Here is a 24,046-nt window from a genome sequence, read left to right as displayed (position 1 = left end):
GATTTGCTTGTGCGGACGGCGAAAATCCGCTTGAAGCAGGCGAAACACCGGTGCCGTTGACTGAGAATTCGAATGAGCAATCACGACCAAGATACAGACCCCCGCGCCCGACGCGACCATGGTGGTGGCCTGGACAGGGCGATGAAGGCGTTCGGCGGTGTGCGGTCCGATTGGATCGACCTGTCCACAGGTATCAATCCGCATCCCTATGATGTCGCGGACCTAACCCATTCCGACTGGGCGGAATTGCCCGATCACGGTGCATTCGAAACACTCGCAGAGGCTGCGCGCCGGTTCTGGCGCGTTCCCGATGGCGCTGCGATTCTGCCGGCCCCCGGCGCATCGGCCCTTATCGCGCGTATTCCGGCATTGGCGGCACTCGGCAGCGTCGAAATAACCCCGCCGACATACAATGAACATGCCGCCGCATTCACCGCACAGGGTTGGCAGGTTCAGAATACCGGCCCCGCCGAGGCCCGCGTTCTGGTTCACCCCAACAACCCCGACGGGCGCATCTGGACCGAGGCTGATGCCGCGGCCCCCCTGACGGTAATCGACGAAAGCTTTTGCGACGTCACCCCTGATGCTTCACTGATCCATCTGGCCGAACGCCCTGGAACGGTTGTTCTGAAAAGCTTTGGCAAGTTCTGGGGGCTGGCCGGGTTGCGGCTGGGATTTGCCATTGCCCGTCCTGACATGATTGCCCGGCTGAACGATTTGACCGGACCGTGGGCGGTATCGGGACCGGCATTGCGGGTTGGCGCCCGCGCGTTATCAGACACTGGTTGGGCCGACGCCACCCGAGCGCGGTTGGCACGGGATGCAGCGCGGCTGGATGCCCTGATGATCGACAAAAGGGCAAAGCCGGTAGGTGGAACGACCTTGTTCCGGTTGTACGAAGTTGAGTCAGCAATCGAGTGGCAAACGCGGCTGGCCAAAGCGCACATCTGGAGCCGCATCTTCCCCTATTCGCAAACATTCCTCCGCCTTGGCCTGCCGCCGACCCACGGGTGGGCGCGGCTGGAGAAAGCGCTGTGAGCACGGCCCTCTTGCTGGCCATAGCCATGTGCCTGGATGCAGCCCTGGGCGAACCGGATTGGTTGTGGTCGCGCCTCAGGCATCCCGCGGTGCTGATCGGTGACGTAATCGGATGGCTGGACAAACAGTTGAACCACGGGTCGAACAGGCGCCTCAGAGGGGTTGCAGTGGTGATCCTGCTGGTAGCGGGCGGGCTCATCCTGGGCTCGTTACTTGCGCGGCTTGGACCCGTGGCCGAAATCATCATCTGTGCCATTCTGCTTGCCCAGAAATCACTGGTGAAACATGTGCGCGACGTGGGCGATGCGCTGCGCCAGTCGCTGCCCGAAGGCCGCGACATGGTTGCACGGATCGTCTCGCGCGATACGTCCGGCATGACGCAGGCACAGGTTGCCCGATCCGCCATAGAAAGCGCCGCCGAAAACCTCAGCGACGGGGTGATCGCACCAGCGTTCTGGTTCCTGATCGCCGGGCTGCCCGGGTTGCTGATTTACAAGGCCATCAATACCGCTGACAGCATGATCGGCTACCGCAATGAGAAATACCTGGAATTCGGCTGGGCCTCGGCCAGACTGGACGACCTGCTGAACCTTGTCCCTGCCCGGTTGACCTGTCTGATGATCGTTACCCTGTCCGGCCAATGGAACAATTGGCCTAACATCGTAGCCGATGCGAGGCGCCATATCTCACCGAATGCCGGTTGGCCCGAAGCCGCGATGGCACGGGCCCTGAACGTCGCACTTGCCGGGCCACGCAGCTATTACGGTCAGGTGCGGGATCTGGCCTGGGTGAACGGAAATGCGCGCAAAGAGATTGGTGCATACGAGGTTTTCCGCACATCCGGGATGCTGTGGAAGGTTTGGGGGCTTGCGCTTGGCGTCGTGTCAGTGTGGTTTGTCATCAGCCTTGTCTTTTGACGTTCAACACGGATCACCCAGACCATGCGTTTTCTTTCCGGCATTTTTGCCCTTGCCCTGCTGTCCTCACCTGCCCTTGCGCAATGCGGCGGTGGATTTAATCAGTTTGTCAAAGGACTGAAATCCGAAGCTGTCGGTCAAGGTTTTGACAAAGCAACGGTCAATGCGTTCTTCAAGGGCACACAGCAGGATGCGAAGGTTCTGAAAGCCGATCGGGCGCAGGGGGTTTTTCAGAAACCGTTCATCGATTTTTCTCGCCACCTGATCTCAAAAAACCGCATTGATCGCGGGCAGGCGATGGCCCGGAAATATGATGCCGTCTTTGACCGGATCGAGGCCGAATACGGCGTGTCGCGCGGCGTTTTGCTGGCCTTCTGGGCATTTGAGACGGACTATGGCGCGTTTCAGGGTGATTTCAACACGCGGAACGCTTTGGTGACGCTGGCACATGACTGCCGCCGTCCTGAACTGTTCCGGCCGCAGATCTTTGCTGCAATCGAACTGTATAAGCAGGGCAACTTTGACCCCGCCCGCACAACCGGTGCCTGGGCTGGGGAAATCGGCATGGTTCAGATGCTGCCCCGCGACATATTGGAAAACGGTGTGGATGGTGATGGTGACGGGACCGTTTCACTAAAAACCTCGGCACCCGATGCGTTGCTGTCGGGGGCAAAAATGCTGTCGCATCTGGGCTGGCAACCCGGTCAGCCGTGGCTGCAGGAGGTGTCTGTGCCTGCGCAGATGGACTGGTCAATCTCCGGTCCCGGGAAACCGCGCCCTGTGTCCGAATGGCAGGCCATGGGCGTGACGACGCGGAACAGTTCGCTGCCCAGCAATATGCAAGCGTCACTGATTATACCGCAGGGGCACAAAGGCCCCGCTTTCCTCGCCTATCCGAATTTCGACGTCTATTTCGAATGGAACCAGAGCTTTGTCTATGTGCTGACTGCCGCCTATTTCGCAACTCGTCTGGAGGGTGCGCCAATCTATGATGCAGGCGCAGCCGAGCCGGGCCTGTCCGGTTCGCAGATGAAACAGCTGCAGTCGAAACTGCAGTCCCGGGGTTACGATGTTGGCAAGATCGACGGTATCCTCGGGGCCGGAACCCGCGCCGCCGTTCAGGCAGAGCAGGCACGGCTTGGACTTCCGGCAGATGCATGGCCAACAGTGAGACTACTAGAGCAGTTGTGAGGGAAACAAAATCACGAGATTTGACAAGCGCCTGAACCCACACGACTTTGAAAATCCGTTACAAGGAAATTGGATTTCTAATGCGTTTTAGACCAATTTATTTTTGGCTGTTTGCGGTGTTATCAATGTTGTGGACCGGTTACATGTACATTGGTTACTCAGTCGGCGCGTTCTATCATCCGATGTCAGTACGTGGGGATTTGATATTTCCCATCAAGCAATCAGCCATACTCATTCCAATTCTAACCACCGTTTCCATGTTGCTGCTGTGGCTTTCGAAACGACCGCTTTCACGCAAAGTGTACTATCTTGGGCTATCTGCTTTGGCGTTCGGGAGCTTGCTACCGCTCATTCCTCGCATAGAAAGTGGATACAAACAGCGTTATTGGGTCATGGATCAACCACATGAAATCCCGTGGGAATATGGACCCTACAATGGTCAAGAAGAACGAGGCGGATCCTACTTCCTTGTAAGAGTTTCCGGGCCAGAGTTGACCCCAAAGTATGAAATTCAGGGCAACGAAATCACCTTCGGAAAAGCATCCGACTATAATTTCGGCAAAGGCGGAGACGCCCCCGCCGAGATCTGTTTACCTGAAGGCGGTCAATATCGTTGTCAGTGGAAACGCGGTAGCTACGTCTATTTCGCGTCCGCAGAAATCGAGTTATTCCCTGAGGACGTATCACAGTTCATGTCATCTGCGGCTAATTTGCTCGACAGCTTTGAAGTCGATCTGAATTGACGGGGACTGAATCGGAAGTTGCAAAAGCTACTCCGGTCTCACCGGATAGCGATCCCCTTTCTCGTCGATCAGAACCAGACGATCGCCACTGCGCACATACAGGTCGCATCGGCTGAATCCATTGCGAAAATCCGTACACACACTGCCGTCACTGGCGACGTGATAAGTGCCATAGGCGGTTCCGCCACCATTTGCGGCGGAGTAGGTATAGGAATATGCTCCACCAGCCGAATATCGCGACTGTCCGTCGTCATAAAAGGTCAGGGTTTGCCCAGCCAGAGCATCCAGTTCATCTGAGCTTAGCGGAACGTCGCCTTGTCGTAGGGGCCATTCCCCGGCACCCAAAGGTGCTGCCCACATGACAGTCGCGAATATCAGCAGAATTCGGTTCATGCCTCACCCTAGCCCGGACCGCCGCGCGACAGGTGTCACTTTGCAGTGAGGGGTCAGGCGACCATAGCCTCGGCCTTTTTCAGATCAACCGAAACAAGCTGACTGACGCCCTGTTCCTGCATCGTCACGCCAAACAGACGGTCCATCCGGGCCATGGTTACCGCATGGTGAGTAATGATCAGGAAGCGTGTGTCAGTCTGACGGCACATCTCGTCCAAAAGATCGCAGAACCGAGTCACGTTGGCATCATCCAGAGGCGCATCAACCTCGTCCAGCACACAGATCGGCGCGGGGTTTGCAAGGAATACGGCGAAGATCAGCGCCATGGCGGTCAGCGTCTGCTCACCACCCGACAACAGGCTGAGCGTCGACAGTTTCTTGCCCGGCGGCTGGCACATGATCTCCAGCCCCGCATCCAGCGGATCATCGCTCTCGACCATGACCAGATTGGCCTCACCACCGCCAAAGAGGTGCTTGAACAGCATGGCGAAGTTGGAATTCACTTGTTCGAAGGCGGTCAACAAACGCTCGCGCCCTTCGCGGTTGAGGCTGGCGATACCGCTGCGCAGGGCTTTGACCGCTTCTTCAAGATCCGCTTTTTCGGAGTTCAGCGCGTCGAATTCCTCCTGAACCTCTTTGGCGTCTTCTTCGGCCCGCAGGTTCACCGCGCCCATCGCATCACGCTGGCGCTTGTGGCGGTTGACCTCGGCCTCAAGGGCATCGGCCGCAGGCATCCGGTCAGGATCGACATCAAGCTGGTTCAGCAGCTGATTGGGCGTCAGTTGCTGATCCTCGGCGATCCGCTCTGCGGCGGCGACGACACTTTCCCGCGCGGCTTCGCACCGGGCTTCGGCAGCAGCTCGCGCCTCGCGCATCTCCGAGGCCAGACGCTCGGCATCGCGTTCCGCCACAACCGCTTCTCGGTGATGCGTTTCAGCTTCGGCCAGCCGGTCCGCTGCTTCGGAACGGCGAGCTTCGGCGGTTTCGATCTGCTCGCTCAGTTCCTCACGCGCCTCGGCAATCTCGGCAGGTGCCGCCATGGCCTCGGTCAGTTCCTCTTCGGAACCGGTCTTGCGTTCTGACAGTTCCGCGATCCGTTTGCCCGCTGTTTCCAGACGGTGACGCCAGCCACTGAGGTCCTTTGTCACCTCCTGCGCGCGCCGTGTCCGCGCCTCACCTTCGCGCCGCAATTCGTCATGGCTCGACCGGTGGGTCAACATGGTGATCCGCGCGGCCTCGACGGTATGCTTGATGTCCTCTACATGCGCGCGTGCACTGTCGAGGTCGCCCAGCCCTGCAAGCGCACTTTCGGCTTCGCGCACCTGAATGCGCGCCGACATCGCATCATCCTTGTGACGGTCGACTGCCAGTGTCAGCGTTTCCAGCTTGCCCTGCGCAAGGTTTCTGTCCGCCTCGGCCCGGCTGAGCGCACGTGCCGTCTCGGCCATGCGCTGATCGGCCGTCCGACGCGCCTCGCGCGCCCGGCGGTCCGCTTCGGTCACATCCGCCAATTGCTGCGACAGGGCCTCGTGCGCAGCGCGCGCGCCTTCGGCCTGTGCCTCGATCCGCGTCAATTCCTGTTTAAGCGCTTCCAGCTTGTTCAACTGTTCCAGCCGCAATGCGGCAGCACTGGGCGCATCCTCGGCCCAGGCCCTGAAACCATCCCACCGCCACAAATCACCCGAACGGGAAACAAGGCGCTGGCCAGGTTTCAACTGCTGCTGCAGACGGGCACCCAAATCGGCATCGACAAGCCCGATCTGGGCAATTCTGCGGCTCAGCCGATCGGGACCCGAGACATGCAACGCCAGTGGCTGTACATCGTCCGGCAGGGGCTGATCGGCGTCATAGGCCGGAACCTGCGTCCATCCCGACGGACCGTCGCCTTCGACCAGAGGTGCCCGCAGATCATCGGCCAGAGCAGCGCCAAGCGCCTTTTCAAACCCCGGTTCGACCCGCAGCAGATCAAGAACCTGCCCGCCCTCGGCCGTGTCACGCTCGACGAGCTTGGACAATGCAGTGGTCTCGGCCCGGATCGCCCCCAGCTCACCTTCGGCCTCGGACCGCTTGGCACGGGCTTCAGCCTCGCGCGCCTGGGTGTCATTGCGCAACTCGTCGGCAGCAGCCAGAGCTTCCTCGGCGGCTTCAGCCGCTTCACGAGCCTCTTCCTCGGCCTCCTGCGCTGTTTCGAAGCCTTCGCTTGCGCGGGTCACCGCGGCACGGGCCTCGTCCACAGCCGCACGGGCTTTTTCCTCTTCACCTTCCGAACGAGCCAGTGTCTTGCGGCTGTCTTCGACCAGACGCTGAGCGGATTGGTGGCGGGCAACCAGCCGCGCCATATCCTCGGTCTCTTGCGACAGGTGCTGTTCGCGCTCCTGCAGGACAGCAGCGGCTTCGTGTGCAATTTCGGCAGCTTCGGACAGTTTGTCCCCGTGGCCTTCCGCCGCCTTGGCTAGTTCGCGCGCTTCCCATTCCAACCGCTCGATCATCTCGTCCGCGTCGCGGTTCAGGCCGGTTTCACGATCTATATCGCGGCCAAGCTGCTGAATTCGTGCCGTCAGGGTTTCGATGGTCTGGCGGGCACGACTTTCCTGATCGTTCATCGCGTCCCGCTGAACCTGCAGGCGCTGAAGGACTGCTGCCGCAATCGCCTCTTCCTCGCGCAGGGGCGGCAGGGCCTCTTCCAGTTTCGTTCTTTGTGTCGAGGCCTGTCTGGCCTCAACCTCGGCCCGCGATGCTTCGGTTGTCCGCTCGCGCAGCTTGTCCTCGGCTTGCAGGCGGGCGATATCCGCCTCTTTCCAGCGGCGATAAAGCAACATGCCCTCGGCGTTGCGCAGTTGCTCACCAATCTCGCGATAACGGGCCGCCTGCCGTGCCTGACGCGCCAGTTGCGCCAGCTGAGCACCCAACTGCTCCAACACATCATCCACGCGGGTCAGGTTCGTTTCGGTGCCCTTCAGTTTCAGCTCGGCCTCGTGCCGCCGCTGATACAGGCCCGAGATACCCGCCGCCTCTTCCAGAATGCGCCTGCGGGCCTTGGGCTTGGCGTTGATCAGTTCGGCAATCTGCCCCTGCCGGACCAGAGCGGGTGAATGTGCACCAGTCGACGCGTCAGCGAACAGCATCTGAACGTCGCGCGCCCGAACGTCCTTGCCATTCGTTTTATAAGCACTGCCCACATCGCGTGTGATCCGGCGCACGATCTCAAGCTGGTCGCTTTCATTGAACCCCGAGGGTGCCAGCCTCTCGGAATTGTCCAGTGTCAGCATCACTTCGGCAAAGTTGCGGGCCGGTCGGCTAGCGGCACCGGCGAAAATCACGTCTTCCATGCCGCCGCCACGCATCGCCTTGGGGCGGTTTTCACCCATAACCCAGCGCAGAGCCTCAAGAAGGTTGGACTTGCCGCAGCCATTTGGACCGACGACTCCGGTCAGCCCGTCCGCAATAATCAGGTCGGTCGGGTCAACAAAGCTTTTGAAGCCGGTCAGTCTGAGTTTGGAAAACCGCAAAAGGCTGCCATCCGTGATTCCTATGGCCTTGAAGTCTGCGCAATGGATGGGGGTCGAGTCAACGTGGATGCGCAGGATATGGCCCAACAAGGCGAGTTATCCACAATATCTTGCCACATGAGGCGCCAAACCCGCCCTTTTCAATAAGGCGAGCACTCGAATACCTGATAACCGGTATCGCGATCCCCGTTTTCAAAAATGCCGTAATCGATGCATTCGTAATTCGGTACGGATATCGCGGTCAGCAACAGCCTTTCCCCGGCGGCGCGATCACATCCCAACACTCCGGTCGTTACCGCCGCATCCCCCAATACATCCAGCACCGGACACCCGGACACCTGCGCCATTGCAAGCGCCGCCCTCTCCCGGATTGGCCCCAGTCGGGGCGCATATTGCGTGTTGACGCGCACGGCCTCGGCCAGATGGCCACGCACGCGCACGTCAAACACACTGCCATTCACAGCAACCCGGGTTGCAGGTACCCCCCTGAACTCGGGCGTTGCAGCAGAACAGGCCGCCAGAAAAAGAAAAAGGAGAACACGCACCATGCGCAAGCTTTGGCAGGATTTGGTTAACAGGTCCTTTCGTCCTGTTCGTGTACAAGAACTTCGCCCAGCCGTCTGATGCCTTCGTGAATGGTCGGCACGTCCGAGCACGAAAAGCTCAGGCGAACCGTGTTGGCACCGGACCCATCGGCAAAGAACGCTTGTCCGGGAACAAACGCGACCCCCACTGACTCAAGCGCACGCGCCAAAAGTGCTGCGCCGTCACACCCCGCAGGAAGTGTAAGCCAGATGAACATGCCACCCTCGGGTCTGGTCCATTGCACACCATCGGGCATGTGTTCAGACAGGGCGGACAACATCGCATCCCTTCGCTGCCGATAGGCCGCGCGCAGTTTTGGAACGTGGTCTTGGAAACAACGGTCGGCGACTTCAAAAATGGCCATCTGGTTGACTGTTGATGAATGCAGATCGGCGGCCTGCTTCAACAGCACCATCTGCGCGATAACCGGTTTCGCAGCAACAACCCATCCGACCCGCAGCCCCGGAGACAACGTTTTGGAGAAGCTCCCGCAATAGATCGTGCGGCAATGTTCAATCGACCCTTTGCGTTCGATCTCAAGCGCCAGAATGGGTGGCACATCTTCACCATCAAACCGCAGGGCCTGATAGGCAGCATCCTCAATCAAGGCACAGTCCAGTTCATCCACCAGATCCAAAAGGTATTCACGCCCGCGGCGATCTACTGTCTCCCCCGTCGGGTTGGCAAAATCGGCCGAGAGATAGGCGAATTTGACCCTGCCTCCTTCCGCTTTTGCCGCAGCCTGATATTCGGCGGCATCCCGGTTGCCGTTCACGCTCAGTTGGTCAAATCGGGGCTCATATGCGTTAAATGCGGATAATGCGCCCAGATAGGTCGGCCATCCCACCAGCGCGGTATCCCCAGCGGTCAGAAAAAGCTTGCCCAGATAGTCCAGCGCCTGCTGGGACCCGGAGGTTATCAGGACATTGTCGACATCACATGGCACCCCAATCTTTTTCATTTCGGAAACGATCCAGCGCCGCAGCGGGTGGTATCCTTCGCTTATCGAATATTGCAAGGCCTGGGATTGGTGCGCCGGATCCAAAACATGCGTGAATGCTTTGCTAAAGTCCTCGGCCGGAAACAGATTGGGATCGGGGATCCCTCCTGCAAATGAAATGATCCCCGGCTGATCCAACAGCTTGAGCAGCTCCCGGATTTCAGATGCCTTCATACGCGATGCGCGCGTTGCAAATAGCTGATCCAACGACATGGCTACTCCTCTGGCTGCCTGACGAAGCAGCCTAGGCAGAAGTGCATTAATGTCAATATTGCTGACCTTTTGTTTCAACCTTTCTGCGCAACCCGGCCATCTTGCAGCCATTCCGGATACGTGGTCATATGATTTGACCAATCTGAACGAATGCACAAATGCCTTTCCAGAAAGTCCAACCCGAAAAATTGTCCACCGCGGTGATCCGCCAGATCGAGCTATTGATATTGCGCGGTATTTTGCGGCCGGGTGAGCGGCTGCCATCCGAGCGCGAATTGGCGGAGCGGCTGGGTGTTTCACGACCATCCCTGCGTGAAGCAATTTCCGAGCTGCAAGAACAGGGGCTGCTGGCCGCCAGGGCCGGTTCGGGCATTTACGTGGCCGAAGTTCTGGGGTCTGCGTTTTCTCCGGCGTTGATCCGGCTGTTCAGCAGTCATGACGAGGCCATGTTCGACTATCTCTCGTTTCGCCGCGATATGGAGGGGTTGGCAGCGGAACGCGCGGCGCGGTTGGGATCGGACAGTGATCTGCAGGTGATCCAGACCATTTTCACCAAAATGGAAAGTGCCCATTCCCGGCAGGCAACCGATGAAGAGGCACATCTGGACGCCCAGTTTCATATGGCGATAATCGAAGCCAGCCATAACGTCGTGATGCTGCACATGATGCGCTCGATGTTCGATCTGTTGCGGCAGGGTGTATTCTACAACAGGCAGATCATGTTTCACCAACGCACGACACGAAACGCGATCCTTCTACAGCATCAGGCGATCAACACCGCCCTGCAGTCGCGCGATGCGGTTGGAGCAAGAACTGCGGTCGAAGAACATCTGAATTTTGTTGAACGCTGCATGGCCGACCATCTGAAGGCAATCAAGAACGAGGCTATTGCGCAGCAACGGCTGGAGCATGAAACCCGCCAGAACTAGGGAAGCGGGTCAGGTTTTCCGCGTACCATGCAACAGTTTGTGTTTCCAAAGCTGCAATCGCTTAAGCGGCTTGGGATCAGACTTCAGCAATTCGGGAAAAGTGCTATTGGTCTCTTTCCGTGATCTGAGTTTCAAAGGAGTACTCAGAATTTTCCTGGTCAATTCATCTGTGACTTCGGTTTTCTGCCGCTCCAGCTCGATCATGTGCAACAGTTCGGAGTGATAGGCGTCCTGAGCTTCGGAGCGTTGCCCCTTGCGGTATCGAAACGCACCGATCTGGGCATGGACAGGAATCATATCGGCATGTCGGGAAAACCGAAGCCAGAGCTCTCCGTCCACCGCCAGCTTCAGAGACTCATCAAGGCCACCACCCGCGCGCTGCCACAGGTCTTTTCGCCAAAAAGTGGATTCCTGCTGAATCCATTGATAATCACCAGCCAGAAACCGCAAGTGTGAAACGACTCTTGGTCTGTGATTGCTGAGTTGCTGATCTTCCTCGTCGATGCAGGTGACCCTGCCCGACAACCATTCCATATCGTCATTGGCGGCAAACAAAGAGCCGACAAGATCAAGCCCACCCGGCATGAGGATGTCGTCCGAATTGATCCACCCCATGACATCACCGGTTGCCACCGCAAAGCCGTTGTTCACCGCATTGGCCTGACCGGTATCTGGAGCAGATATTACATGTGCAAAGGCGTCCCGATAGCGGTTGACGATTTCCATGGAACCATCCGTGCTGCCACCGTCGGACATGATCAGTTCCAGTCGGGGATAATTCTGCGCGAGTACGGACATGATTGTACGTTCCAGAAACTCCGCGCAGTTCAGGTTCGGAATCACTAAACTGATGACTGGTAGGTTTTTCATTTAACGTTCTCAACAAATCCGTCAGTCACCGGCGTCACCGGGTAAAGCATGTGCCGAAAATTAATCGGTTGAAAGCAAAACAGCACAAACGTGCTTTTCTTGCGGATCACACTCTAAGTTCAGAGGTGATCAAATAGACGTTTCAACCCGGCAATTTCTGCCGGGTTGAAGCATTATTCTCGGTTAGTGCAGTTTGGCACCAACGTCAGCAATAGCCGCATCGATCAGCTTGTTGGCTTGCGCAGCAGTCATCTGTTTCTTGAGAACAGCATTGGCTGCGGACACGGCCACGTTGGCAGCCTGATCGCGAACTTCCTTCACAGCAGACGCCTCAGCCGAGGCAATCTGATCTTCGGCAGCGGCCAGACGACGGGCAATCGACCGTTCCAGATCGGCTTTGGCCTGTTCGGCAGCAAGAACCGCGTCATCCTTGGCAGCGGCCACGATGGCCTGAGCCTGATCCTGAACTTCGCGCTGCTTGCGCTCATACGAGGCCAGCAGGCCACGGGCTTCTTCGTGCAGGGCGCGTGCTTCGTCCAGCTCGGCCTTGATGCCTTCGGCGCGGTTGTCCAAAGCCCCGCCGATCATGCCCGGAACCTTGAAATAGAACAGAACCGCGATGAACACGATAAAGCCCAGCAGGACCACAAAATCTGTGTTGCCAAGCGAGAAGAACGGGCCGCTTGCGGCAAGTGCCGGGCTGGCCGCGCCAACGGTCAGGATAAGGGCAAGAGTATTCCGCATATCACTTATCCTTTCATCTGCGCTTCGACGGCACCGGAGATAGCGTCGGCATCCGCCTCGCCGCCCAGTGCGGTGACCAGTTCAGCCGCCGTATCCTTGGCAACTACTTGAATGCTTTCCAGCGCACCGGCACGGATTTCGGCAATTGCCTTTTCCGATTCAGCCGCTTTTGCAGCGATTTCCGCATCCGCCTTGGCAATCGCATCATCCAGTCCAGACTGGATTTCGGCGCGTGCTTCGGCAGCGATACGCTGTGCCTCAGAACGGGCATCGGCCAGCGCCTTGTTATAGGCCTCTTCGGCCTCGACCGCTTTGGCCTTCAGATCTTCGGCCGCAGCCAGGTCATTTGTAATGGTCCCCTGACGTTCAGCCAGGATTGCCGCGATGCGGGGCAGAGCCACGCGGGACAGGACCAGAAAGATGACGACCAGCGTAATGACCAGCCAGAAAATCTGGTTGGGGAACCAATCGAAGCAGAGCTGCGGCATCCCAATGGCAGAGCCATGCGAGTCGACGCACGAGCCAACTACTTCTTCTGAAATGGGTTCAGTCGCCATGATGTCCTCCGTCGGAACGTTGTCTTTACAACAGGTGGGCCGCTATGGCTTGGGCCCACCTGCGCGTAAGGATCAGGTTCCGCAGATTAGACGGCGAACATCAGCAGCAGCGAGACCAGGAATGCGAAGATCCCCAGGGCTTCTGCGAATGCGATACCGATGAACAGGGTTGCGGTCTGCGAAGCAGCCGCCGAAGGGTTGCGCAGGGCGCCGGCCAGGAAGTTGCCTGCAACGTTGCCCACCCCGATTGCGGCTGCGCCGGAACCGATTGCTGCCAGGCCTGCGCCGATGTGTGCGAGATCGCCTTCCATGATGTATCTCCTTACGAATTGGAAGTTTCGATGTTGGGGTATCGGACCTTAGTGCGAAGGATGCAGCGCATCTTTCAGGTAAACACAGGTCAGAATGGTGAATACGTAGGCCTGAATGAAGGCCACCAGGACCTCAAGACCATACATAGCGGTGATCGCCAGAACGGACACGGGCGAGATCACCGAGATCGCGGCGAAGCCTGCGAAAACCTTGATAACCGCGTGGCCTGCCATGACGTTACCGGCAAGACGAATGGAGTGGCTGACTGGACGCACGAAGTACGAGATCAGTTCGATGATTGCCAGGATCGGGCGCAGCGCCAGCGGCGCGCTGGAGACCCAGAACAGGCCCAGGAACCCGGCACCGTTCTTGACGAAACCCAGAACGGTCACGGTCAGGAACACGGCCAGAGCCAGCGGAATGGTGACCGCAAAGTGCGAGGTTGTGGTGAACGAGGTCGGGATCAGACCCAGGAAGTTCGCCGTCACGATGAACATGAAGAGGGTCATGACATACGGAAAGAACTTGACGCCCTCTTTCCCGCAGATGTCTTCGAGCATCTTGTAGATGAAGCCATAAGCCAGTTCGGCAATCGACTGCATGCGGGTCGGCACGATGGCGCGCTTTGAGGTGCTGAGAACCAGCAGGCCAAAGATTGCGGCAATCGCCAGGAACAGCCACAGGGTCACGTTGGTCGGCGTGTACCAAGCCATCTCACCGCCGAACAGCGGCTTGACGATAAACTGATCCATCGGGTGGAAAACCAGGCTGCTGCCTTCTGCTGCGGTGGTCTCAGTCGCCACGTTCAGTCCCTCTCGTCCTTATCGGTGGCCTGAGCCGCCGTTTGTTTCTCTTGGACCTCTTTCGCGCTGCGGAGCATAACCTTCACGCCCGCGACAAGGCCCAGCAATGTGAATAGCACCAGAAAGATCGGGATCGTCCCGAACAGGCTGTCCAGCCCGTATCCGATGCCAAATCCGATCCCCAGACCGGATACCATTTCGATGACCATCCTCCAGGCAAGCTCGCCCCCGGACACGTCAGCATCCGCACGAGGCTTCGGCTCTTTCGCCTTTTTCGCCGCTTCGATCTTGGCCTCCAGCTGCGCCATACGCTGCTTTTGGTCATCATCGGTCACGGGCGTTTCCCTCGTACAGTCTTGGGTAGGGTGCTAAGGGGCATGGGGCGCAGAGTCAACGCCGTTGCACAACCGAATTGACGCAGGTCAAACAGTTGATTTTAAGTCGTTTTAACCCTGAGGCTCTACGCGCAAAATTCCAAGCCTTCCGGCCAGCACGACCAAATGCATGGATTCTGCATATTCAACCAAATGGTTGATTTTCAAGTTTCCACTTGCGGCTGCCGCAGTATGAGGTTTCCTCGGCAAAAACATTTCCGGGCCGGAGACCTGACATGGCTGACTATGCCTGCGCTTTGATAATCAAGAATGGATGTGTGCTGCTGGGCCGTCGCGCGCCGTATCGGAAAACCTATCCCAACAAATGGGATGTGATTGGCGGAAAGGTCGAAGATGGGGAAACACTCGAAGATACCCTGAGGCGCGAACTAGGTGAGGAAATCGGCATTAACCCACAACGGGGACGCTATTTCACGACGTTGAAAGATCAGGCGATCAACCCTGCGTCCCCGCCCAACTACCATTATTACATTGTCGACGACTGGGTTGGCAGTCCATCAATATGTAACCACGAGCACACCGAGTTAGGATGGTTTCCATTTTCACAGGCGTCCGCGCTGCCGGATCTTGCCCTAAACGAATACCCGGCGCTGTTCACTCGCCTTTCCAACGCGTGTGCCGACGATTAATGTGCTGATGATGTCCAATGATCTCGATACCGTCTTCGCCGCCCTTGCCGATCCAACCAGACGCGCCATTCTGGCGATGCTGCTGGAGGATGATATGGCTGTGACAGATGTGGCCGAGCCGTTCGATATGTCACTGGCCGCCATCTCGAAGCACCTGGTCATTCTGACCAAGGCGGGGCTGATTTCTCAGGAAAAGCGCGGGCGAGTGAAGTGGTGCAAGCTGGAGCCGGACGCGATGCGTGCAGCGTCCATCTGGATGCAAGGCTTTGGCCAATTCGAACCCGTCAATCTGGACGCGTTCGAGCGATTTCTGGCGGTGGAACTGCCAAGCGGCGACGAGACCGAAGCATCCAAGTGAACGTCAGTGCGCGTTGGCGCGCTGCGTTTCCTCGGGCTTGAGAAGCATAAGCAGCGCAACGATTGTCAGGGCAATTCCGATCAGTACGAACCCTGTCGGCGCACCGTTGCCAAGCGCAATCTCCCAGAGAATGACCCAACTGGGCGTCAGATAAGTATAGGCCATGACCTTGGCTGACGGCAGGCAAAGAGTTGCGTATTGCAGCAGCACGAAGGTTGCGGCGCTTGCGAAAACCGCCACATAGATCAGCCCGATCCAGACGATCATCGGCAGGTTCGCCCAATCGGTGTCCAGAATATCGGACCAGCCGAACACAGTCAGGACCAGACACCCCGCCAGCAAGGTCCCAAAGGTGAACACGACCGCGGGTTCACCCCGGTTCAGCTTGCGCACCATCGGCGTATAGATCGCGTGCGCGGCACAGCCCCAGAAATAGACGATCTCACCCACACCAATCTCGAACGCGTGGAAAGCCTGCCAGTCAGCCCGAAAAATCACCCATAACGCGCCGATCGCCCCGATCGTCAGCGCAGTCGCCATGTGCCAGGTGGTGATCTGCCTGAGCAGCACCCAACCCGCAACGGCCGACATCACGGGGGTAAGGGTGAAAACGGCCGCCGCACTGACCGGCGGCGCGGTCTTGAGCCCCTCGAACATCAGCACAAAATAGGTGGCAAACAGACCCCCCAAAACAAAATACCGCCACGGTGCCTGCGCGGCACTTTTGGGCAATCCAGTCGTAGCCAAAGCCGCCACGCCGATCACAACCGCCGCGAGGGCAAATCTTGCCGCGTTCAACGCAGCGGGCGCAATCTCATTTGCGATCATGGAGCCAAGCGAAAAGCTTCCCGCCACCAACGCCGAAAATGTAAGCATGGCCAGATGGCCGCGGGCCTGAGGACTCACGGCAGCCAGTCCCGCGATTGTTCTTTTAGGTACTTGAGAAAGGCTTGAACTTTGGTGGTTCGATGCAAATCCACATGTGTAACCAGCCACAGCTTGCCCGACCATTCGGGCAAGGGCTCCATGACCTCTGTAAGCTCGGGCTGACGCGCCGCTTCCCATCGCGCCATAAACCCGATACCGGCCCCCGCCAGCACCGCTTCGCGCATCGTAAAGTTGTTGGTACACCGGAACGTAATGGCCTCGGACGGCGCGTTTGCACGCAACCACTGGGCAAAAGGCGCACGACTATTTTCATCGTCATTGCCGACGAAGAGGTGATTGGCAAAGTCATCGACGCCCTTTGGCTTGCCATGGCGGGCGACATATTCCTTGCTGGCGTATAGTCCGACTTCCTGCGCGACGAATGGCTGGACCACGTTGTCCGGCTGATCCGGTGCCGCACCGGCCCGAATGGCAACATGCGCCTCACCGTATTCCAGCCGGAACAACCGGTCCCCGGTCAGGTAACGCACGATCAGATCGGGATGCATGCGCTGGAACTCACTCAATGTGGGCACAACCAGCGGTGCCACTGACGCCAGCGATGTTACGACCAATTCGCCGGATACGTCATCGCCACGGCCTTTCATACGCCCGACCAGTTGATTGAACTGATCCTCAGTTGCCTGCGCAACACGCAAGAGGTCCTCTCCCGCCTCAGTCGGCGTGTAGCCCCGGGCGTGGCGCTGGAACAATTTGACCCCCAGCCGCATTTCGATCGCGTCGATATGGCGGATCACTGTGGCGTGGTGCACACCCAGAACTTCGGCGGCGCCGCTGACAGTACCCATTCGGGCAACCTGATATGCCGTCCTTACTTCGTCCCAGTTGTCCATGTGAATGTCACCGTTGTGCAAATTCCAACAATCAGTGTTGATATATCCGAGTTTTGTTCGCAGGCGCAACAATCATATTGACAGCACCAACAGATTCCCTCCGATCAAAGGACCCTGAAATATGACCAAGACGATCCTCCACATCGATGCCTCTGCCCGTCGCGCAGGGTCTGCCACGCGCGAACTGTCCGACAGCATTGTGAAACATCTGGGCGCAGGTCGCATTATCCGCCGCGATCTGGCCTCGCCATTGCCATTGCTGACCGAAGACTGGATCAACGCGAACTTCACCCCTGCCGATCAGCGCGATGAAGTGCAGCGTGATCAGCTGGCCCTTTCGGATGAACTGGTCAATGAGCTGCAGCAGGCGGACACCGTTGTAATTGGCCTGCCGATCTACAACTTCTCGGTTCCAGCCGCGTTCAAGGCGTGGATTGACCTTGTCGCCCGCGTGGGCCTGACTTTCGCGTATACCGAAAACGGGCCGGCGGGCCTGCTGGAAGATAAGCGGGCGATTCTGGCCATCGCTTCGGGCGGAACCGCCGTCGACTCGGAAATCGACTTCGCAACCGGCTACGTTCGTCACGTGCTGGGCTTTGTTGGCATCCGGAATGTCGACGTTGTTGCCGCTGACCAGATGGCAATAGATCCTGAGGCCGCATTGACCACTGCGCGCAACGCAGTGACCGAACTGGCCGCCTGATCCCGGCTGCCTTCTTCTGTTCAAAATACCTTCCACCACGGGTACGCGCCGCAAGGCGCGTACCCTCAAGGCATCCAGCTTACCTCACATCCGATCCGGTCAAAAAACGCAAAAAAATCGGATCGACCCAGCGCAACGGTCCGGTCATTGACCAAGGGGTGCACGTAAATGACATCCGCCTCTTTGGCTGCTGCATCCATGAAAAACCGCACATTATTCTCAACCCCGTTGATCATCGCCAGCGGACTGACCGCACCGGGGCGAATACCAAGGTTCTGAAACAGACGATCTGCCGAACCAAAGGACAGGGTCCCGACGCCAAGCTCTGCGCCCAGCGCCTTGAGGTCAATTTCGCGGCTTTGTTCCAGCGTCACCAGATAGTTCCGTTTCTTCCTGTCGCGCAGATACAGATTCTTCACCCGCAGCGCGTTTTCGCCGGGAACCATGAACTGATCTTCGACCGCTTTGGCCTCTTCTACTGTGCGCAGCGGCACATGCGTATGCAGGCGATAGGTCAGCCCCCAATCGTCCATCTGCGCCAACAGCGTATCGGAACTGAGCGGCAATGAGTCCTGAAAGACCGATGATGCATCCATGAGAGCCTCCTGCTATCCTGTTGCCGCTCTTGCAGGGAAAGGCCATCGGGTTCAAGACCTGCCTGTCGTGTCTGCCTTGACTCTGGTCGAAATCCAACATAACGACTGCGCAACATCCGGAAGCGTCAGACCTTCCGGTCCCTTGAGTCATTCAGGGATCGCCCCCCACCAGCGTGTTACGCCCGTGGGGGCGTTTGTGCATTGAACCGTCTGCCCTTAGATAAAGGGCGCCACCAGATAACCGGCGAAGGAGGCCGAAGGCATGTTTGAAAATCTATCCGAACGCCTCTCTGGCGTCTTTGACCGGCTGACCAAACAAGGCGCCCTGTCCGAAGAAGACGTAAAGACCGCCCTTCGCGAAGTGCGCGTGGCCCTGCTTGAGGCCGACGTCTCGTTGCCGGTGGCCCGCGAATTCGTCAAGAAGGTACAGGATCAGGCTACCGGTCAGGCAGTAACCAAGTCGATCACACCGGGTCAGCAGGTCGTCAAAATCGTGCATGACGCGCTGGTCGACGTGCTGCGTGGCGAAGAAGACCCTGGCAAGCTGAAGATCGACAACCCGCCCGCGCCGATCCTGATGGTTGGTCTGCAAGGCTCGGGTAAGACGACCACTACCGGGAAACTGGCCAAGCGCCTGAAAGAAAAAGAAGGCAAGAAGGTCCTGATGGCCTCGCTGGACGTTTACCGCCCGGCGGCGATGGATCAGCTGGCAGTTCTGGGCACACAGGTTGGCGTTGATACGCTGCCGATCGTCCCGGGCCAGAAGCCTGTCGATATCGCCAAGCGTGCCAAGCAGCAGGCGACGCTGGGTGGCTATGACGTCTACATGCTGGATACCGCAGGCCGTCTGCACATCGACGAAGTGCTGATGGACGAGGTCGAGCAGGTCCGCAACGCGGTTGACCCGCGCGAAACACTGCTGGTCGTCGACGGCCTGACCGGTCAGGTTGCCGTCGAGGTGGCCGAGGAATTCGACGCCAAGGTCGGCATCTCGGGCGTGGTCCTGACCCGGATGGACGGTGACGGACGCGGTGGTGCGGCACTGTCGATGCGTGCGGTTACCGGCAAGCCGATCCGCTTTGTCGGTCTGGGCGAGAAGATGGACGCGCTGGAGACCTTCGAGCCGGACCGGATCGCAGGTCGTATTCTGGGCATGGGCGACATCGTTGCCCTGGTCGAAAAAGCCCAGGAAACGATGGAGATGGAACAGACCGAGCGCATGATGAAGCGCATGGTCAAAGGTCAGTTCAACATGAACGACCTGAAAATGCAGCTGGAACAGATGATCCAGATGGGCGGCATGCAGGGCATGATGGGCATGATGCCGGGCATGGGCAAAATGGCCAAGCAGATGGATCAGGCCGGCCTTGACGACAAGATCCTGCGCCAGCAGATCGCCCTGATCCAATCCATGACAAAACGCGAGCGCGCCAACCCGCAACTGCTGCAGGCAAGCCGCAAGAAACGCATCGCGGCGGGTTCTGGGATGGAGGTCAGCGACCTCAACAAGCTGCTCAAGATGCACCGGCAGATGTCGGACATGATGAAGAAGATGGGCAAGATGGGTAAAGGCAAGATGCTGAAACAGGCCATGAAGGGCATGTTCGGCAAAGGCGGCCCCAGCCCCGAGGAAATGGCCGCAGGCATGGACCCCAAGGCGCTGGAACAGGCGGCCAAAGCGATGGGCGGCAAGATGCCTGGTGGTCTGCCCGGAATGGGCGGCGGCATGGCCCTACCCCCGGGTCTGAGCGGTTTCGGGAAGAAAAAGTAAGTGACCGCCCTTGCGCATCATATCCCACGGCTTGAGACCGAGCGCCTGATCCTGCGCGCGCCGTCCGAGGCCGATTTCGAGGCCGAGGCTGAATTCTTCGCCTCCGATGCCTCGAAATTTGTCGGCGGGCCACTGCGCCCCGACGAAACATGGCGCTCGATTGCCATGCTGTTGGGGCATTGGGAGTTGCGCGGATATGGGTTCTGGGGCGTCGAGGAAAAAGACACCGGCACGTATGTCGGTCATGTCGGCCTGTGGTTCCCGCATGGCTGGCCCGAGCCGGAAATTGGCTGGACCCTTATGAACAGCGCGACCGGGAAAGGTTATGCGACCGAGGCTGCACTGGCCGCGCGGACCCATGCCTATGACATACTGGGCTGGGACACGGCGATCTCTCTGATCGACCCGGATAATCATGCCAGCAAGGCCGTGGCCACACGACTGGGTGCAAAATTCGACTACCATTACGAACACCCCAAGTTCGGCACCACCGAAATCTGGCGGCACCCTGCCCCCGCTGATTTGGTGAATGGCGGGATGGAGGCCTACGCATGACCTCCTTCACCATCCCCACCGTCGAGACAGATCGTCTGATCCTGCGGGCCCCGCATCTGGACGACCTGCCCGCAATGACCGCATTCTTTGCGACCGAGCGCAGCCACATGGTGGGCGGGCCCAAGGACGAATTGGGCAGCTGGAGTTCGCTTGCCAGCCGCCTTGGACATTGGGCGCTGAAGGGTTTTGGCCTGTGGCACCTGACCGAGAAAGCCAGCAGCGCATTCGTTGGCTGGGCGGGCATGATCGACGCTCCCGGCTGGGCGGAACCCGAGTTGGGTTGGACCCTGATGGCTGAGGCCGAAGGCAAAGGGCTGGGCTTTGAGGCCGCACAGGCCGCGCGCGATTATGCGGCACGGCGTCAGGGACTGAATGGAGTGATCTCATACATCGCCCATGCCAATGACCGTTCGCGCGCTTTGGCAAAACGCCTTGGCGCCGCTCTGGAGCTTGAAAATGCCGAACTGTTGGGCAAACGCGCCCAGATCTGGCGCCACCCGCAGATCGACATAACGACCGACAAGAGGACCGGCCAATGACCAACCCCGTGACACAGGCTGCCACGCTGTTGAAAGAGCATCGCGAAAGCATCGACCGGCTGGACGCGATCCTTGTCTATACGCTGGGCGAGCGGTTCAAGCACACACAAGCCGTTGGCAAGCTGAAAGCGGCACACGACCTTCCCCCGTCCGATCCCTCGCGCGAGGCAGCGCAGATCGCACGGTTAGAAGACCTGGCGAAAGAGGCCGATCTGGACCCCGACTTCGCCAAGGCTTTCCTGAATTTCATCATTCAGGAAGTCATCCGACACCACAAGAAACACCAGAACTAAACCGGGCACATCCCGGCTCTAACAAAGACACGCCTCTGGCGTGATGCCATTCAAAGGAGATACCACCATGGCAATGAAAATTCGTCTCGCCCGCGGCGGCTCGAAAAAGCGTCCCTTCTACCGCATCGTGGCTGCTGACAGCCGCATGCCGCGCGACGGCCGTTTCATCGAGAAACTGGGCACCTACAACCCGCTGCTGCCGAAAGACAGCGAAGAGCGCGTGAAAATGAACATGGAGCGCATCCAGTACTGGCTGGATCAGGGCGCACAGCCGACCGACCGTATCGCACGTATGCTGGAAGCAGCCGGCACCCGTGAAAAGGCCGAGCGCAACAACCCCAACAAGGGTACCCCGGGCAAGAAAGCTCAGGAACGCGCTGAAGAAAAAGCCGCCAAGGCCGCAGAAGCTGCCGAAGCCGCTGCCGCTCCGGCAGAAGAAGCTGCTGAAGAATAAGCAAGGCGGGCGCGTGCAGGATCAGACCTTCAGCGAAGATTTCCGCACGCAGTTCGATCTGCTGATGCGGCTCCGGCGCGATGTGCGTCGGTTCCGCACCGATCCGGTGGACGAGGCAGTGCTGATGCGCTGCCTCGAAGCCTTTCGCCTGGCACCTTCCGTGGGGCTGAGCGAACCTTGGCGCGTAATCCGCGTCGAAAGTCCGGCGGCCCGGGCCGCTGCGCTAAAGAATTTCCAGTCCGCAAATTCCGAGGCCCTTTCGGGCTATTCGGGCGACAAGGCCCTGCTTTACAGTCGCCTGAAACTGTCCGGCATGCAGGAAGCGCCAGTACAACTGGCGGTGTTCTGCGATGACGCCACGGACAAGGGGCTGGGACTGGGCGCGGGCACCATGCCCGAAATGCGCCGATATTCGGTCGTGACCGCAATCGCCTTGTTCTGGCTGCGGCTCAGGGCCGAAGGATTGGGGCTCGGCTGGGTTTCGATCCTGAATCCCGACCAATTGCACCGTGATCTGGATGTACCTGGCGAATGGCGTCTGATCGGTTACTTTTGTGTTGGCTGGCCCAAAGATGTATCAGACACCCCTGAGCTGGAGCGCGTTGGCTGGGAAACCCGACTGGATGCGCTGCCGGTCGAAACGCGCTGAGGCACCATGTTCGGATTGATACGATTGCCTGTCCTATTGCTGATTGCATTCATTGCCGGCGTGTTCTTTGAGCGCAACAATCAGCGCGAAGCCTGCCTGCCGTCCGGTGACTGGCAGGATGGCGTGTGCCTGACGACGGAATTGCCAAATGACTGATCTGATCTGTGTCGGAACCGTTGCCGGTTCGTTCGGAGTGCGCGGCGAGGTCCGCCTAAAAAGCTATTGCGCCGTGCCCGAGGATATTGAGGAATTTTCCCCGCTGACCGACGAAACCGGAGCAGAGCGTTACCCGCTGATCATTACCCGAGCCATCAAAAACGGGTTTGCCGCGCGTATCGGCGGTATCGAGACCAAGGAGCAGGCCGACGAGATCAAGGGGCTGCGGCTTTATGCACGCCGGGATCAGCTGCCGTCGTTGCCCGACGACGAATTCTATCACGCGGACCTGATCGGTCTGGAGGTCTACGACACTGGGGGGGCCTTGCTGGGGCGCGTCAAATCAGTACAAAACCACGGCGCGTCGGATCTTCTTGAAATCCACGGGCAAGGGATGAAATCCACTGTGCTGCTGCCTTTCACCCTTGCGGTCGTACCAACCGTGGACCTCGAAGCGGGCCGCATCGTCGCTGATCCGCCAGAAGGCCTGTTCTGAAACAGCAGCATCGCAGATCTCCAAAGCCCGGAACAGATTGTCATGACGCAGCCACCCAGCAAATCCCACGGTCGAAAGGCCATCCGCCCGACGATAAAGCCACGCGAGTTGATGACGCCAACGCCGGACCTTCACGGCGTATGGAAGGCAAAGATCATAACCCTGTTCCCCTCGGCCTTTCCGGGCGTGTTGGGCGAAAGCCTGACGGGCAAAGCCCTGCAGGAAGGTCTTTGGCAACTTGAAACGATCGACCTTCGGCAATTCGGCATCGGCAAACACCGCAACGTGGATGACACGCCCGCCGGAGGGGGCGCCGGAATGGTTCTGCGCGCGGATGTTCTGGGTCCGGCAATCGATCATGCAATGTCGGGCATTCGAGGCAACTGGCCGCTGATCTATCTTAGCCCGCGCGGGCGCAGAATGGACCAGACGATGATGCGCAATCTGGCCCGATGCGATGGTGTGACCATGTTGTGCGGACGTTTCGAAGGCGTCGACGAGAGGGTAATCGAACAGTACGGCATTCAGGAGGTGTCGCTGGGCGATTTCGTCATGACCGGCGGTGAGATAGCGGCGCAGGCGTTGATAGATGCAACCGTCCGGTTGATCCCCGGCGTTCTTGGCAATCAGGCCTCGGCGGAAGAGGAAAGTTTTTCATCCGGCTTGCTGGAACACCCGCAATATACCCGGCCCGCCGAATGGAAAGGGAAACCGATTCCTGAGATTCTGATGTCTGGGCATCATGGGCGCATCGCGGAATGGCGTCACGAGCAATCGGAAAAGCTCACCAAAGAGCGCAGGCCCGATTTGTGGCAATGCTATGAAGAGGCAAAGACCACTTCCGAATAGACGGTATTCCGCCCGAAT

30 protein-coding genes are annotated in these 24,046 nt (G+C 58.7%); 17 read left to right on the top strand and 13 right to left on the bottom strand.

Features of this window, described 5'->3' with window-relative positions:
* The first annotated feature begins 72 nt into the window (after window positions 1–72).
* From ACR0NA_RS14565 to ACR0NA_RS14550, 4 genes are read left to right on the top strand one after another with little or no spacing between them, the layout of a single operon-like run.
* Window positions 73–1,038 carry a threonine-phosphate decarboxylase gene (locus tag ACR0NA_RS14565; RefSeq protein WP_480729950.1) on the top strand — a complete coding sequence of 322 codons (966 nt, stop codon included), beginning with the start codon at window positions 73–75 and terminating at the stop codon, window positions 1,036–1,038.
* Window positions 1,035–1,955: an adenosylcobinamide-phosphate synthase CbiB gene (cbiB, locus tag ACR0NA_RS14560; RefSeq protein ID WP_480729948.1), complete on the top strand. Its 921-nt coding sequence runs from the start codon at window positions 1,035–1,037 to the stop codon at window positions 1,953–1,955. The genes ACR0NA_RS14565 and cbiB overlap by 4 nt, the downstream gene beginning before the upstream one ends.
* A 24-nt stretch (window positions 1,956–1,979) precedes the next feature.
* Window positions 1,980–3,146 (top strand): lytic murein transglycosylase, encoded by a 1,167-nt coding sequence (locus ACR0NA_RS14555; RefSeq protein ID WP_480729946.1) that lies wholly within the window; start codon window positions 1,980–1,982, stop codon window positions 3,144–3,146.
* A 47-nt stretch (window positions 3,147–3,193) separates the two neighbouring features.
* Entirely contained in the window at window positions 3,194–3,889 is a 696-nt protein-coding gene (locus ACR0NA_RS14550; protein ID WP_480729944.1) for a hypothetical protein, read from the top strand.
* A gap of 27 nt (window positions 3,890–3,916) precedes the next feature.
* On the opposite strand, the gene ACR0NA_RS14545 is transcribed toward ACR0NA_RS14550, so the two are convergent.
* The 4 genes from ACR0NA_RS14545 to ACR0NA_RS14530 all read right to left on the bottom strand — a co-directional run bounded on the left by ACR0NA_RS14545 (window position 3,917) and on the right by ACR0NA_RS14530 (window position 9,589).
* Window positions 3,917–4,282: a hypothetical protein gene (locus tag ACR0NA_RS14545; RefSeq protein ID WP_480729942.1), complete on the bottom strand. Its 366-nt coding sequence runs from the start codon at window positions 4,280–4,282 to the stop codon at window positions 3,917–3,919.
* A 53-nt stretch (window positions 4,283–4,335) separates the two neighbouring features.
* Window positions 4,336–7,791 (bottom strand): chromosome segregation SMC family protein, encoded by a 3,456-nt coding sequence (locus ACR0NA_RS14540; RefSeq protein WP_480730057.1) that lies wholly within the window; start codon window positions 7,789–7,791, stop codon window positions 4,336–4,338.
* A gap of 140 nt (window positions 7,792–7,931) precedes the next feature.
* Window positions 7,932–8,339 carry a hypothetical protein gene (locus ACR0NA_RS14535; protein WP_480729940.1) on the bottom strand — a complete coding sequence of 136 codons (408 nt, stop codon included), beginning with the start codon at window positions 8,337–8,339 and terminating at the stop codon, window positions 7,932–7,934.
* 23 nt (window positions 8,340–8,362) lie between these two features.
* A complete protein-coding gene (locus tag ACR0NA_RS14530) occupies window positions 8,363–9,589 on the bottom strand; it encodes an aminotransferase-like domain-containing protein (RefSeq protein WP_480729937.1) in 1,227 nt (408 codons plus the stop codon).
* Window positions 9,590–9,747: 158 nt separating this feature from the next.
* Here ACR0NA_RS14530 and ACR0NA_RS14525 point away from each other — a divergent pair, with 158 nt between their 5' ends.
* Window positions 9,748–10,518, top strand: a complete 771-nt coding sequence (locus tag ACR0NA_RS14525) for a FadR/GntR family transcriptional regulator (RefSeq protein WP_480729935.1) — start codon at window positions 9,748–9,750, stop codon at window positions 10,516–10,518.
* A 9-nt stretch (window positions 10,519–10,527) separates the two neighbouring features.
* On the opposite strand, the gene ACR0NA_RS14520 is transcribed toward ACR0NA_RS14525, so the two are convergent.
* The 6 genes from ACR0NA_RS14520 to ACR0NA_RS14495 form a co-directional block, all read right to left on the bottom strand.
* A complete protein-coding gene (locus ACR0NA_RS14520; protein WP_480729932.1) occupies window positions 10,528–11,388 on the bottom strand; it encodes a glycosyltransferase family 2 protein in 861 nt (286 codons plus the stop codon).
* Window positions 11,389–11,571: 183 nt separating this feature from the next.
* Complete coding sequence (locus ACR0NA_RS14515) at window positions 11,572–12,132, bottom strand: F0F1 ATP synthase subunit B (RefSeq protein ID WP_170654066.1); 561 nt, start codon at window positions 12,130–12,132, stop codon at window positions 11,572–11,574.
* Window positions 12,133–12,137: 5 nt separating this feature from the next.
* Complete coding sequence (locus ACR0NA_RS14510) at window positions 12,138–12,689, bottom strand: F0F1 ATP synthase subunit B' (RefSeq protein ID WP_170654068.1); 552 nt, start codon at window positions 12,687–12,689, stop codon at window positions 12,138–12,140.
* Window positions 12,690–12,775: 86 nt separating this feature from the next.
* A complete protein-coding gene (locus ACR0NA_RS14505) occupies window positions 12,776–13,000 on the bottom strand; it encodes a F0F1 ATP synthase subunit C (RefSeq protein WP_005981269.1) in 225 nt (74 codons plus the stop codon).
* Window positions 13,001–13,048: 48 nt separating this feature from the next.
* On the bottom strand, window positions 13,049–13,804 hold the full coding sequence (locus ACR0NA_RS14500; protein ID WP_170654070.1) for a F0F1 ATP synthase subunit A: 756 nt from the start codon (window positions 13,802–13,804) through the stop codon (window positions 13,049–13,051).
* Between the two features lie 2 nt (window positions 13,805–13,806).
* Complete coding sequence (locus ACR0NA_RS14495; protein ID WP_480451933.1) at window positions 13,807–14,139, bottom strand: AtpZ/AtpI family protein; 333 nt, start codon at window positions 14,137–14,139, stop codon at window positions 13,807–13,809.
* Window positions 14,140–14,414: 275 nt separating this feature from the next.
* Here ACR0NA_RS14495 and ACR0NA_RS14490 point away from each other — a divergent pair, with 275 nt between their 5' ends.
* Together ACR0NA_RS14490 and ACR0NA_RS14485 are read left to right on the top strand one after the other, a co-directional pair.
* Window positions 14,415–14,828, top strand: coding sequence for an NUDIX hydrolase (locus tag ACR0NA_RS14490; protein WP_480729929.1), 414 nt, complete (start codon window positions 14,415–14,417; stop codon window positions 14,826–14,828).
* A 10-nt stretch (window positions 14,829–14,838) separates the two neighbouring features.
* Window positions 14,839–15,186, top strand: coding sequence for an ArsR/SmtB family transcription factor (locus tag ACR0NA_RS14485; protein WP_480451930.1), 348 nt, complete (start codon window positions 14,839–14,841; stop codon window positions 15,184–15,186).
* Window positions 15,187–15,189: 3 nt separating this feature from the next.
* Here the strand turns inward: ACR0NA_RS14485 and ACR0NA_RS14480 are convergent, their stop codons facing one another.
* Both ACR0NA_RS14480 and ACR0NA_RS14475 read right to left on the bottom strand, forming a co-directional pair.
* Window positions 15,190–16,092, bottom strand: a complete 903-nt coding sequence (locus tag ACR0NA_RS14480; RefSeq protein WP_480729925.1) for a DMT family transporter — start codon at window positions 16,090–16,092, stop codon at window positions 15,190–15,192.
* On the bottom strand, window positions 16,089–16,967 hold the full coding sequence (locus tag ACR0NA_RS14475) for a LysR family transcriptional regulator (RefSeq protein ID WP_480729923.1): 879 nt from the start codon (window positions 16,965–16,967) through the stop codon (window positions 16,089–16,091). Before ACR0NA_RS14475 ends, ACR0NA_RS14480 begins: the two co-directional genes overlap by 4 nt.
* 121 nt (window positions 16,968–17,088) lie before the next feature.
* Between ACR0NA_RS14475 and ACR0NA_RS14470 the strand changes: the two genes are divergently transcribed.
* Window positions 17,089–17,670, top strand: coding sequence for an FMN-dependent NADH-azoreductase (locus ACR0NA_RS14470; protein ID WP_480729921.1), 582 nt, complete (start codon window positions 17,089–17,091; stop codon window positions 17,668–17,670).
* Window positions 17,671–17,735: 65 nt separating this feature from the next.
* On the opposite strand, the gene ACR0NA_RS14465 is transcribed toward ACR0NA_RS14470, so the two are convergent.
* Window positions 17,736–18,266 (bottom strand): prolyl-tRNA synthetase associated domain-containing protein, encoded by a 531-nt coding sequence (locus ACR0NA_RS14465; RefSeq protein WP_480729918.1) that lies wholly within the window; start codon window positions 18,264–18,266, stop codon window positions 17,736–17,738.
* A gap of 262 nt (window positions 18,267–18,528) precedes the next feature.
* On the opposite strand from ACR0NA_RS14465, the gene ffh reads away from it, so the two are divergent.
* The 9 genes from ffh (at window position 18,529) to trmD (ending at window position 24,028) form a co-directional block, all read left to right on the top strand.
* Window positions 18,529–20,037 (top strand): signal recognition particle protein, encoded by a 1,509-nt coding sequence (ffh, locus tag ACR0NA_RS14460; protein ID WP_170654087.1) that lies wholly within the window; start codon window positions 18,529–18,531, stop codon window positions 20,035–20,037.
* Window positions 20,038–20,592 carry a GNAT family N-acetyltransferase gene (locus tag ACR0NA_RS14455; protein ID WP_480729913.1) on the top strand — a complete coding sequence of 185 codons (555 nt, stop codon included), beginning with the start codon at window positions 20,038–20,040 and terminating at the stop codon, window positions 20,590–20,592. It abuts the gene before it with no gap.
* Window positions 20,589–21,131: a GNAT family N-acetyltransferase gene (locus ACR0NA_RS14450; RefSeq protein ID WP_480729911.1), complete on the top strand. Its 543-nt coding sequence runs from the start codon at window positions 20,589–20,591 to the stop codon at window positions 21,129–21,131. The genes ACR0NA_RS14455 and ACR0NA_RS14450 overlap by 4 nt, the downstream gene beginning before the upstream one ends.
* Entirely contained in the window at window positions 21,128–21,424 is a 297-nt protein-coding gene (locus tag ACR0NA_RS14445; protein WP_074737903.1) for a chorismate mutase, read from the top strand. Before ACR0NA_RS14450 ends, ACR0NA_RS14445 begins: the two co-directional genes overlap by 4 nt.
* Window positions 21,425–21,491: 67 nt before the next feature.
* A complete protein-coding gene (gene rpsP / locus ACR0NA_RS14440) occupies window positions 21,492–21,878 on the top strand; it encodes a 30S ribosomal protein S16 (RefSeq protein WP_170654093.1) in 387 nt (128 codons plus the stop codon).
* A 13-nt stretch (window positions 21,879–21,891) separates the two neighbouring features.
* A complete protein-coding gene (bluB, locus tag ACR0NA_RS14435; protein ID WP_480729909.1) occupies window positions 21,892–22,527 on the top strand; it encodes a 5,6-dimethylbenzimidazole synthase in 636 nt (211 codons plus the stop codon).
* Window positions 22,528–22,533: 6 nt separating this feature from the next.
* Entirely contained in the window at window positions 22,534–22,683 is a 150-nt protein-coding gene (locus tag ACR0NA_RS14430; RefSeq protein ID WP_170654097.1) for a hypothetical protein, read from the top strand.
* A complete protein-coding gene (rimM, locus tag ACR0NA_RS14425) occupies window positions 22,676–23,179 on the top strand; it encodes a ribosome maturation factor RimM (protein ID WP_170654099.1) in 504 nt (167 codons plus the stop codon). Before ACR0NA_RS14430 ends, rimM begins: the two co-directional genes overlap by 8 nt.
* A gap of 42 nt (window positions 23,180–23,221) precedes the next feature.
* On the top strand, window positions 23,222–24,028 hold the full coding sequence (gene trmD, locus ACR0NA_RS14420) for a tRNA (guanosine(37)-N1)-methyltransferase TrmD (RefSeq protein WP_480729906.1): 807 nt from the start codon (window positions 23,222–23,224) through the stop codon (window positions 24,026–24,028).
* Window positions 24,029–24,046 lie beyond the last annotated feature (18 nt).

The organism is Ruegeria sp. C11 (assembly GCF_056537725.1).
This window is presented reverse-complemented; position numbering and strand designations above follow the sequence as displayed.